This window comes from Thomasclavelia saccharogumia DSM 17460 (assembly GCF_000686665.1).
In the GTDB taxonomy this organism is placed as follows: Bacteria; Bacillota_I; Bacilli_A; order Erysipelotrichales; family Coprobacillaceae; genus Thomasclavelia; species Thomasclavelia saccharogumia.
Window position 1 is genome coordinate 1 of sequence record NZ_JMLH01000081.1, and the last position, 11,466, is coordinate 11,466.

13 protein-coding genes are annotated in these 11,466 nt (G+C 30.2%); all 13 read right to left on the reverse strand.

The window, feature by feature from the left end; translation table 11 throughout:
* Nucleotides 1–1,031, reverse strand: a 1,031-nt coding sequence (locus BR82_RS16465; protein ID WP_471530294.1) for a carboxylesterase family protein, incomplete at its 3' end; no start/stop codon positions are given.
* A gap of 8 nt (nt 1,032–1,039) precedes the next feature.
* On the reverse strand, nt 1,040–1,687 hold the full coding sequence (locus BR82_RS16470) for a hypothetical protein (RefSeq protein WP_027090544.1): 648 nt from the start codon (nt 1,685–1,687) through the stop codon (nt 1,040–1,042).
* Between the two features lie 242 nt (nt 1,688–1,929).
* Nucleotides 1,930–3,027 (reverse strand): radical SAM family heme chaperone HemW, encoded by a 1,098-nt coding sequence (gene hemW / locus BR82_RS0113055; protein WP_027090545.1) that lies wholly within the window; start codon nt 3,025–3,027, stop codon nt 1,930–1,932.
* Nucleotides 3,017–4,231 (reverse strand): L-serine ammonia-lyase, iron-sulfur-dependent, subunit alpha, encoded by a 1,215-nt coding sequence (locus BR82_RS0113060; protein WP_027090546.1) that lies wholly within the window; start codon nt 4,229–4,231, stop codon nt 3,017–3,019. The genes hemW and BR82_RS0113060 overlap by 11 nt, the downstream gene beginning before the upstream one ends.
* An 8-nt stretch (nt 4,232–4,239) precedes the next feature.
* A complete protein-coding gene (gene holA / locus BR82_RS0113065; RefSeq protein ID WP_027090547.1) occupies nt 4,240–5,190 on the reverse strand; it encodes a DNA polymerase III subunit delta in 951 nt (316 codons plus the stop codon).
* Nucleotides 5,191–5,234: 44 nt separating this feature from the next.
* On the reverse strand, nt 5,235–7,232 hold the full coding sequence (locus tag BR82_RS0113070; protein ID WP_027090548.1) for a DNA internalization-related competence protein ComEC/Rec2: 1,998 nt from the start codon (nt 7,230–7,232) through the stop codon (nt 5,235–5,237).
* Nucleotides 7,223–7,681 (reverse strand): ComEA family DNA-binding protein, encoded by a 459-nt coding sequence (locus BR82_RS0113075; protein WP_051592842.1) that lies wholly within the window; start codon nt 7,679–7,681, stop codon nt 7,223–7,225. Before BR82_RS0113075 ends, BR82_RS0113070 begins: the two co-directional genes overlap by 10 nt.
* Nucleotides 7,682–7,803: 122 nt before the next feature.
* Nucleotides 7,804–8,028, reverse strand: a complete 225-nt coding sequence (locus tag BR82_RS0113080) for a hypothetical protein (protein WP_027090550.1) — start codon at nt 8,026–8,028, stop codon at nt 7,804–7,806.
* Between the two features lie 51 nt (nt 8,029–8,079).
* A complete protein-coding gene (locus BR82_RS0113085) occupies nt 8,080–8,373 on the reverse strand; it encodes a hypothetical protein (protein ID WP_027090551.1) in 294 nt (97 codons plus the stop codon).
* Nucleotides 8,374–8,478: 105 nt separating this feature from the next.
* A complete protein-coding gene (locus BR82_RS0113090) occupies nt 8,479–8,868 on the reverse strand; it encodes a hypothetical protein (protein ID WP_027090552.1) in 390 nt (129 codons plus the stop codon).
* A 226-nt stretch (nt 8,869–9,094) separates the two neighbouring features.
* A complete protein-coding gene (gene ruvB, locus BR82_RS0113095; RefSeq protein ID WP_034865108.1) occupies nt 9,095–10,087 on the reverse strand; it encodes a Holliday junction branch migration DNA helicase RuvB in 993 nt (330 codons plus the stop codon).
* 10 nt (nt 10,088–10,097) lie between these two features.
* On the reverse strand, nt 10,098–10,658 hold the full coding sequence (gene ruvA, locus BR82_RS0113100) for a Holliday junction branch migration protein RuvA (protein WP_024720879.1): 561 nt from the start codon (nt 10,656–10,658) through the stop codon (nt 10,098–10,100).
* A gap of 200 nt (nt 10,659–10,858) precedes the next feature.
* On the reverse strand, nt 10,859–11,466 hold a 608-nt coding region (locus BR82_RS0113105), incomplete at its 5' end, for a PD-(D/E)XK nuclease domain-containing protein (protein ID WP_027090554.1).

Consider the following 11,466-nt stretch of genomic DNA (forward strand, 5'->3'; position numbering starts at 1 on the left):
AATTTTTCTGCAAATACTGCCCATGTTGCTTCTGTATACAATGTTTCATCTTTTCCTTCAACCATACTTACTAATGAGCGTAAGTCTGCTTTATCTCCCTTGATGAAACTTAACATTTGAATTGCTGTTGCCAATCGATCAAATGATGCATCTACTGCTTCTTGTGTTGCTGTAGCATCTGCTAATAATGCTTCTGCTTCTGCTAATGCTGCATTGAATTCATTTGCTACTGCTGGTACTACTTGTGCTAATTCTTCTTCACTTACATTATTTGCAACTTCTACTGCAATTGATAATGCTGTTTTATCAATATGATTACTTATTTTGGATTGTTCGGCTAACCACTGCCATGCTGTTAAATCACCATCATGACACTGATTTTCAAAAAATAAAGTCCATGCCCAATGTCCATCATATTGTAAAGGAATCGTACTAGTTCCCGTCATATCTAAAACTGTAGGATCACTTGGATCTCCAAAAAATCTTCCCGTCACATCACTTGCACTAGTAAACTCTGAATAATGAAAAGCTGTAGCACCAATTTCTTGCATTTTTCTTACAATTGGAATCGATCCACGATAACTAGAACTATCTCCTAAAGTATATGTAGACCATACTGGAAAATTTTTTAAATATTCAAGCTGCTCTTCTGTTGCATTATCAATATTATATTCATGACACATAGGAAATGCTGCTGCAAAATATCCCATATGACTTAATACTAGATCATAAACCATATTTCCACCATTTGAGCATCCACCAATAATAATACGATTAGAATCAATATCTGGATGTTCATTTACATATGTATCAATCAACTCAAACAAACTCGTACGCCATCTTGAAGGTGTTGCTCCTGTTGTGTAATTTCCATTTTCATCAATTGGCCAACCATATCCTTCTGGACACTGTGGAACCAATACATAAGCACCACCAAAACTGTTTTGAAATTCATCACTAATAAGAGAAGTAACTTTATTTCCTAAATAAGCAACCTCAGGATTTGTTCCTCCTTCTCCTGAACCATGCAACCAGATAACTAAAGCATTTTTTTGTTATCTTCAGCTGGTTTATATACTGCATAAGGCAGCACTCTACTGTCAGAAGCATTAAATGTACTATTTTCAAACTCATCTACTTCTGGACAAATTTTTCCGTCACCTTCTAAATCAATATTTTTATCAATAGTTAACTCATTAATAATTTGTCCATCTATGGTTTGTAATTCACCATTCAATTGAATATCCAATTGATAAGGATCACACCAATTATTATACCCGCTATAAATAAAAGCTGCTCCTTCACCATCTGTAGTTGGACTTACATACATTTCAATCGTAATATAATTTGAATCTTCAAATATCTTATTTCCCATTTCATCTGATGTATAAGCATCTAAAACTGTCCTTTGACTACTACTAGTAACAACCGTCCATGAAGGGGTAAGAGTTGGCTTAGTTTCTATCACAGTAAATTCATCATTTTCATCACCAATTGAATTGCTAGCTACTTTTTCATTTAAATTAATAACTGATTTTTTTACAACTGGTCCCCAATCTTCAGGTACAATATAAGCTTTTTGAATCCCATTAGCAGTAGTTGATTCTTTGGCAAAAGCTGGTAAAGATGTTACCGATAAAAGCATCATCATACTTAAAAAGCCATAAAATATTTTCTTCTTTTTCATTTTTCTTTTCCTCCGCTTTGATTTTTATATAGTTAGCTCCTTTATGATAAAAAGTAACATTTACAGCGCTTTCATTCAAGGTAAAGATAAACAACTAATTTTATAAATCATACATAATATAAATATCTTATTTTTATTTTATATACAGCCAATCTTTTATAATTTTCATAAATTTATTAGCTATTATTTCTTTTTGACAAACTTAAATCATAAAAAAAGATGCTAATTCCCTCGAATTAACATCATTTAATAAAATCAAGCAAAATAGTATTCAATAACTTTATTGAATCATTAGTACAACGCAAATACCCATCTTCTATTACTAATGTCTTTAACTCAAGATGCTTATTTATTGCCTCTTGATAAACATCAGTAACTTTCGATCCATAACGATTTTTAAATTCATTTAAATCAAGACCTTTCACTAAACGCAATGACATCATCAAATGATTAAACATTGTCTCTTCTTTAGAATTGGTTATTTTATTAGTAATATCCTGAAATCTTAAATATGCATTTAAGTTACGACTATGTTCAATTAAACAATCATCAACTTTACCACTCGAACCCAACCCAACACCATAATAATTATCATATTGCCAATACGCTAAATTATGTAATGATTCAAAACCTGGTTTAGCGTAATTACTAATTTCATATTTAATAAAGCCCATATTTTTTAATCGACGATCAATCAGTTTATTAATATCGGCCTCAGCTTCTTCATCTAATGGTTGATAATTTTGATTTTTTAAAACAGTATGATCTTCTAGAATCAATGAATAGTACGATACGTGCTGAATTTTTAAAGATTCAATAATTTTCAAATCATTTTCAACATCATCAAGCGTTTGATCAGGCAAACCATACATTAAATCAATTGAAATATTATCAAAGCCTAACTGATGACCATAGCGAACAATTCTTTTTACCTGCTCACTATTATGTTTACGATTGATTCCTTTTAAAAGCTGATCATTAAAAGTTTCCACACCAATACTTAATCGTGTAACCCCGCCTCTTTTTAAAATACCCAATTTATAATAATCAAGCGTTTCAGGATTAGCCTCGATCGTTACTTCTAAAGTTTTTTCACTTATATAAGGTTTAATAATATCCATCAGCCATTCCAGCTGTTCATCATTTAAACTAGTGGGAGTTCCACCACCTAGATAGATTGTTTTTAATGGTTCTGTAATATTTAAACTTGTTAACTCTTTTTTTAAAACTGCTAAATAATCATCAACTTGTTTTTCCTGATAAAAAACTTTACAAAAATCACAGTACGCACAAATATCCTGGCAAAAAGGGATATGAATATACAAAGAACTAGTTTTCATCTTCAAATCCAAACTCTTTAGCTAAACCACCTAAAGACGTTTCCTTATACGCACTATTTAAATCTTTACCCGTTTGCTTCATTACCCTTACTACAGCATCAAATGAAACTTTGTTTGTTCTTAAATACCCCAATTGCTTTGCATACATCGCAGCATCAATCGCTCTTAAAGCGCCAAAACCATTTCGTTCAATACAAGGAATCTGGACATATCCACCTACTGGATCACAAGTCAATCCTAAATTATGTTCTAAGCCCATTTCCGCAGCATACTGAATTAAATTATTGTTTAATTCCAAGGTCCAGCCATAAGCTGCTGCAGCCATAGCACAAGCACTGCCAATTTCCGCCTGACAACCGCCATCAGCTCCAGAAATCGTTGCATTAGTCTTGATCACATTACCAAAAATCCCAGCTACTGCTAAAGCCTTGATCAATTCTTTACGCGGAATATTCAACTGTTTATAACAATAATACATCACTGCCGGTACTACCCCACTAGATCCACAAGTTGGGGCTGTAACAATTTGATGACCACAAGCATTTTCTTCACTAACAGCATAAGCATAACTGCTTATCAAAAGCCGATCCCGTTCACCGCTTCGATGAGTGTTAATTGCCTGCTGATAAATCGATTTAGCAACTCTTTTTAATTGTAATTTTCCAGGAATGATTCCCGTTGTTGAAAGACCTGACTCTACACATTTAAACATAGCATTAAGAATCTCATATAAATATGCTTTAAAATCATTGCTTTCAAACTTTAAGGTATAATCATAAAGATTAATTCCCTTTTTATCACAATAATCAAGTATTTCATTTAAATTATGATGAGGATAGATTTGTTTGGGCGGCTGTAATTCGCTGTTTTCATACATTAAAGCACCCCCACCAACTGAATAAACTGTTACTTTATCAAGCAGTTTATCTTTTTGGTAGATTTCAAAAACCATCCCATTAGGATGTTTAGGTAAAGCTTCACTAACAAAATGAACTTCAACATTTTCTTTTCCCAAAGTTTCTTCGATAATATAATCAGTTAAATGCCCCTTCCCTGTCAAAGCTAATGAACCATGCAAATAAACAATAAAACGATCAGCATCTTTATACGTCTCTTTAATTTTTAATGCTGCTCTTTGTGGCCCCATCGTATGTGATGAAGAAGGCCCCACCCCAATTTTATATAATTCTTTTAACGATTCCATATAATCTCCTATATTCTTATCATAAATAATTCTAATCCCATTTTTTTATCAATCTTACCTGTCTTTATCTCAACATCTAATTTAGATAAAGCATCTAAACACTTCAACAATTCATTTAAATCAAAGTCTTTTCCTTCTTGTCTAAGATATTTTAAACGATAAGGATTAACTCCTAAAATTTTTCCAATTTCTTTATTAGTATACCCTTTTCGATCTAATAATTTCACTTGATAAATAAGCCGCATCTGCCCTGCAATCAAGACAATTAATTTAATTGGTTCTTCATTTAAAATCATTAAATCTTTATAAATAGAAAACATTTTTTGACGATTTCTTTGAAGAATTGCACTAGTCAAAGCAAAAACATTTTCATCCAGTGGTTTACTTACTAATTTATCAACTGTCTCATAAGTAATATGTTTATCATATAAACACAGTTTCTCTACTTCCATAACGACATTATTTAAACTATCACCTAAACGACTCAATAATAACTCTAATGCATCATCATCGATAACAGCATTTCTCCGTTTTACAGCCTGACGTGTACTATCTGATAATTTATAATGATTGACTTTATCGATTTCAAAAAACTTTGCTTCTTTACGTAATCTTTTAACAATTTTTTTACGTTCATCAAAATCTTTCCCTACATGATAAATAACAAAAATTACCTCTTTACTATCATTATCTAAACACTTTTCAAAATATTCGATCTCACTATTATCTTTTTTTAGCTTTTTTGTCGTTAAAAAGTACAGATTTTTCAACACGATCATCTTTTTATCCGTAAAAAAAGGCGGTGTAATCAAGTCTTCGTATACTGACTCCATACTGTCTTCATCACCACGATAAATAGAAAGATTCATCATTTCTTCACTACAATTATATTCTTTTTTTAATACTTGAAGTTTTTGTTCCATTAAAAAACTTTCTTCACCATAAATTACAAATATCATCACGTATCACTCCATCTGTATTATAAACTACTTTTATCATAAAGTCATGGATAAATATAATTATCATTACCATAATACACGATTTTCACCATTCCCATTAAATCACTGCGATAAATCTTAATATCATAGTCTTCTAATCTCCTTAAAACAGCATCACTAGGATGACCATAACGATTATCTTTTCCACAACTGATCAACGCAATCTTTGGTCTAACAACTTCTAGAAACTCACTACATGTCCCCGTAGTACTGCCATGATGGGAGACCTTTAAAACATCTACTTTTAAATTAGGATATTTTTTTATCAGATCCTTTTCAACTAAATTAGAAGCATCACCAGTAAATAAGTAAACAAGATCATTGATCGTCGCTTTAATAACTAATGATGTATCATTATTGTCGTTACTGCTAACATCGCTTTTAAGCATTTCGATTTCAATATTTCCTATTTTCATTTTCTCTTGATATTTTTTTACAGTGTGCTTTATTTCTATTTGATTAGATAACGACTCATAGGCCCCACAATGATCAAAATCATCATGAGAAATAAAGACATAGTCCAATTCAAAAATCCCCTGTGATCTTAGATATGGCACTAATGTAAGTGAAGCCAGATCTTTATTTCTTGATCCCCCTGTATCAATTAAAATATTTCCCTGATTAAATGGTTGTTGAATCAAAAAGCAATCCCCCTGACCAACATCTATCATTACGACCTTTCCTTCAATACAATAATATGGTTTTAAATAAAACATTAGTAATAAACTAAACAGCAGCAGGACCTCTCTAGTTATATTTCGTTTAATATTAATTTTTAAAATTATTTTAAAATAAATAAAATAATAAGCTAAAATAAAAAACAATGATGGCTTCGAAAAATTAAGAAATACTGAAAAATCATTACAAAAAGTAATAATATTATTTAAAAAATAAATAATTACCATCACCAAGCTCCTAACAACATTTCCAAAGATCATATATAACCAAATTATTTGATATAATAAACTTACTAAAGGAACCAATATAATTCCCAGCAGCAATGATAATATATTGATTCGATACTGAATCATTAAAATAATTGGTAAACTGCCAAAATACACTAACAAATTAAAATATTTGTTTTTATTGATCAATAAAATAACAAAATAAATGAAATAAGAAAAAATAAAAGATAAACTAAAAATAATATACGGATTAGTACATAACATTATGATCGTTACAATTGATAAACAATCTAATTTATTCAAATATCTTTTAAATAAAACCGCTAATACCATGACCAAATAAGCTCGCATAAAAGAAATATTAAAAGGAATAAGATAAATATATATTCCAATCAAGACAATTCCAAAATAATCAATATATTTATCTGGCATAAAAAACCGCAATACCTTCTTTAACATATCTTTTAATAAATGAATATGCAAACCTGATAAAGCAAATAAATGAACTACTGATAGATCCGTTAACTGTTGATAATAATCTTCAATAACCTCATCTTTTATGCCTAAAACAAACATCGAAGCATAGCTGTCAACAAGATCATTACTAGATATTCTCTCCTGCAATTTTTGGAATAATGTTTCTTTAGTGTTTACATCTAATAAACGTTTAATCGAAGCATTATTAGTAATACCTTGACTATATAAATAATTTTTATAATTAAAAGCATTATCGTTAGTCGGCTCGTTTATCTCAAAATACTCAACCTCCATCTCTAATTCATCATCAAGATGATAACCAATAAAATTCCCATATACTTTTACTTTTGTCTCATCTGTCTTAACAACGACACTTTTTTCATCAAGATTGACAATTTTACCTTTTATAACTGTATCATTAATTGGTTTAGGCCAATTAATAAAGAAAGAAAAAATAATCGTAAAAATAAAAATACTAATAAAATTAATCATTTTCAAACGATATATAACAAAAACCCCATAACCTATCATCAATACCCAAAATATTGGATGCACCAGCAAGCATATAATCAATAATAAACAGCTGATTCCATAAAAAACAAAATGATATCTTATAAACATAATAAACTCCTAATTCTTAAATACGTCTTTTCACCAATTCCTGATATATTAGTAATATCTTCAATTGTACAAAATGGTGTTTTTTGGCGATACGCAATTATTTTATCAGCCGTTTTAGCTCCAATTCCTTTAATCGTCATCAATTGTTCTTTAGTTGCATTATTTAAAGAAATTAAATTTGTTCCTTCAGGTATATAAAAAACTGTCCTTGTCATAAGTACAGTTTTTTCATCAAAGCCATAAATATTTTCTACATTAAGCTGTTTAAAAACAGCTTCAATAGTCGGTGCTTGATCAAAAATAAGCGTTTGATTATATTTTCCTTCAACCACTATTTTAATTTTAGGATCACTTTTAATTTGTTTAACTTCAGTTTCTGGTAAAGCAAATGAATAAACTGTAGAAATAATTAGCAGTAGTAATAAAATAATAAGTTCATACTTTTTCATTTTATCGCCTCCAATTCAAAAATAAAAAGAATCAGCATAATTATGTTGATTCTTTAATCTATATCATAATAACTATTTTAAATAGATTTATTCATTTATAGCTTAGCTGACAATTATATTCCTTACCTTCCCCATATAGTTCTAGCATAATTGTATGGTGAATAATTTTCTTTATGCCTCATTACTGGACCACTTCTCCATTTTGACTCAATCGTACATTTTGAACCATTTGCAGCACTCGAATTAACAAACACTATATTGCCTGAATATTCTTTTCCTGCCCAATACATTTTCGCACCACTTTTTGCATTTGCATAATTAAGTTTTAAATAACTTCTATCTGACACATATTTACCTAGATCATCCATCCAATATTTATTATTTGTTGAAGAAAGATATCATGCATAAGAATGGCAATTATATTTTCTGCTTGCTGGGGATACAATAGTCGCTTCTGAATACCTTCTTTTATAATCAGCATTTATTTGATTTCTTTCCTCAGTTGTAAATTCTTTAGCAGAAATAGTAATAACAATAAAAGAACCTCTGGGAGTAAAAACTGCTGCAACCCCATTTCTACTAATTCTTCCAGAAACAGCTTGCCTTACTGTAAAAAACCAAACATATGATCCACCATAAATTTTTTCATTTTTTTGTTTTTCTTCACTTTTATTCCTTGCAACGATTATCAATGCCTGAGCCTCATCTTCTTCAAACAAATCAAATATTTGAAAAAGAGCTAAAACAGTTTCTAATACGATAAAATCAATTATAGTATTAGATTCAAAAGACTGATCTTAATACTCTTCTATACTCAAAACTGGTGTATCTAAATAAATTTTCGCTAAATTAATTGCAAAATCTTTTCTTTTTAACAATTCTTTAGCAGCATCAAAATCAGCTATAAAAGTATCAAATTCCTGTTTATAATCATCATAAGAAATAACATTTGTACTTAATAAAGGATGATTTATAAATGAACGTATCAAAGCTTCCATCGACATCGAGTCAACCAGTGAAGAAGGAATCTGACAAGCCATCATCATTTTATCCTTTGAATCCAATTGCTTCCATTCTGGGGTTCCAGGAATTATAGGATATACATATGGTTCATTTACTGCTTTTGACTTATCTGTTTTTGAATTTACACGTTCATTGATTAATTTTGCTGCCTCATCTAGACTCATCACATCAGAATCGTTTTCAAGCGTAAAAGCTACTAGTTCTGACTTTTTTTAAAGCGATATATAAAACCATTATACAAAGTAAACATAATAATTATTTTGCTATTCATTTTTTCGCCATCCCCACATTACTATAATTTATAATATCGCCCCTAAAATAAATGTCAAGTCAAATTCTTCATGATTTTACATAAAAAAGACTAGTTAATTAGCAATGTCATTAAGTTAATTAGTCTTCTTTTTCAATATTTAAATGTTTATATGCTTCATAAGTAGCAACTCTCCCTCTTGGCGTTCTTTTAATTAAACCAATTTGTAATAAATATGGTTCATATACATCCTCAAGCGTTTGAGGTTCTTCACCAATTGAAGCTGCTAACGATTCTAAACCAACTGGACCGCCTTTAAAACGATGAATAATTCCTAATAAATATTTATGATCTACATCATCTAAACCTAACTGATCAACTTTTAAACGATCAAGAGCTTCAATCGTTCTTTCTTTAGTAATCACATTTTCACCATTAAATTGAGCAAAATCTCGTACTCGTCTAAATAATCTATTCGCAATTCGTGGCGTTCCCCTAGAACGCATCGCTAGAGCAGTCTTAGCATCATCATCCATTGGCATTTGATAAACTCGACTAGTACGATCAATAATCGTTTTTAAATCAGCTTCATCATAATATTCCAATTTAGAGACAATTCCAAAGCGATCTCTTAACGGAGCAGATAAATCACCAGCTCTAGTTGTTGCCCCTACTAATGTAAAAGGTGGTAAATCAATTCGTACTGATCTTGTTGAAGCTTCCTTACCAATTACAACATCAACACAAAAATCTTCCATGGCGGGATAGAGGATTTCTTCAACCACTTTATTCAAACGATGAATTTCATCGATAAATAAAACATCACCCGGCTCAAGTGCTGTTAAAATAGCTACTAGATCACCGGTTTTTTCAATACTTGGTCCCGTCGTAATTTTAATGTTTGTTCCCATTTCATTGGCAATGATCATTGACATCGTTGTTTTTCCTAAACCTGGTGGCCCATATAATAATACATGATCAAGGGACTCATCACGCAATTTAGCGGCACCTACAAATACTTTTAAATTTTCTTTTAGATTTGTTTGCCCAACATACTCATCAAAAGATGAAGGTCTAAGATTACTTTCTTCATCCTCACATACATTGGCATCAAGAATTTCATTTCTTGCCATATGCTCCTCCTTATTTTACCAATAAGCTAAGTGCTCTTTTTACATATCCATTCGTATCTAATTTTTCATTTAATAATACAGCTAAAGCTTTATCAACTTCAGCTTTTTTATAACCTAACGCTACTAATACTTCAGCAGCTTCGTCTAAATCATTATTATTAATAATTGTTGTCGTTGTATTTTTAAATTTACCTTGTAAATCTAAAATAATCTGTTGCGCTGCTTTTGGTCCAATCCCCGGTATCTTCTTTAAATAAGCAACATTACCAGTTTCAATCGCACTAATAATACTTGTAACATCACCAGTAGCTAAAATACCAATTGCCGTTTTACAGCCAATTCCTTTAACAAGAATCAATTTTAAAAACATTTCTTTTTCTTCACTAGTTTTAAAACCAAATAAAAGCAAATCATCTTCTTTAACATGCTGGTATAAATATATTTTAACTTCTTTACCTTTAGTAAACTCATAAGGATTACTTACATAAATCAAATAACCTATCCCATTATTCTCTACAACAAGATGATCTATATTTATTTCTACAACAGTCCCAATTAAATAACTATACATGGTAGACTCCTTTACATTATTATTATACTACAGATTAATCACTTTTTCGTCTCAAATTTGTATCAAAAGTTTCTCAACAATTATATCACTGAATATAAAAAAAACCAACCAAAATAAAGTTGTCCAATAATAAATTTATTATCTTTTATTTTTGGTTGATTTTATATATAAAATTTTAGCTCTATAAAATACATGAAAGATCAACACACATATTTTTCTATCTTACATATATGTTTTTTACTCTTTTTATCATAAGTAATACCAATCAATAATAAGTTATCTAAATACTTTTCTAATCCATAATAATATTTCTTCTCTTTGATTTGATCTATTGCTGTTTCTACTTCCTGATTCCATTTCAATTCAACGATCAGCGCCGGTTTATCACCTTTAGGAATAAAAACCATATCTGCATACCCTTTACCGCTTGGCATCTCTCTTATTATCGTATAATGATTCCTTGCATATATATACGCAATCGAAATTGTATATGACAGGGCATTTTCATTATTATATGTTAGTATCGCTGTATCCAGATGCGCTTCTTCGATATACTTGGCTACTAATTCTTCATCTTTATTCCATGTTGCTTCTAATAAGGCTCTGCTGTTTAATAAGGCTCTTGTCGTCTCTTTCCAGTTGGAATCCTCGATTGAATTAATAAAAGCACTCGTTACTTCTTTATTGGGAATATAACATTTTTGATTCTCTCTATTATATCCTAGATATCCTAAATGGATCAGTAATGTTAAAACATCATCTTTTGATTTGAATGTCGTCATATCATTTTGAAACTTATCTGTATTCA

Excerpts from the sequence above, each read along its gene's own strand:
- hemW (WP_027090545.1), bottom strand. The coding sequence starts at position 3,027 with ATGAAAACTAGTTCTTTGTATATTCATATCCCTTTTTGCCAGGATATT.
- BR82_RS0113090 (WP_027090552.1), bottom strand. The coding sequence starts at position 8,868 with ATGAGTCTAGATGAGGCAGCAAAATTAATCAATGAACGTGTAAATTCA.
- BR82_RS0113075 (WP_051592842.1), bottom strand. The coding sequence starts at position 7,681 with ATGAAAAAGTATGAACTTATTATTTTATTACTACTGCTAATTATTTCT.
- holA (WP_027090547.1), bottom strand. The coding sequence starts at position 5,190 with ATGATATTTGTAATTTATGGTGAAGAAAGTTTTTTAATGGAACAAAAA.
- BR82_RS0113060 (WP_027090546.1), bottom strand. The coding sequence starts at position 4,231 with ATGGAATCGTTAAAAGAATTATATAAAATTGGGGTGGGGCCTTCTTCA.
- BR82_RS0113070 (WP_027090548.1), bottom strand. The coding sequence starts at position 7,232 with ATGTTTATAAGATATCATTTTGTTTTTTATGGAATCAGCTGTTTATTA.
- ruvA (WP_024720879.1), bottom strand. The coding sequence starts at position 10,658 with ATGTATAGTTATTTAATTGGGACTGTTGTAGAAATAAATATAGATCAT.
- BR82_RS16470 (WP_027090544.1), bottom strand. The coding sequence starts at position 1,687 with ATGAAAAAGAAGAAAATATTTTATGGCTTTTTAAGTATGATGATGCTT.
- ruvB (WP_034865108.1), bottom strand. The coding sequence starts at position 10,087 with ATGGCAAGAAATGAAATTCTTGATGCCAATGTATGTGAGGATGAAGAA.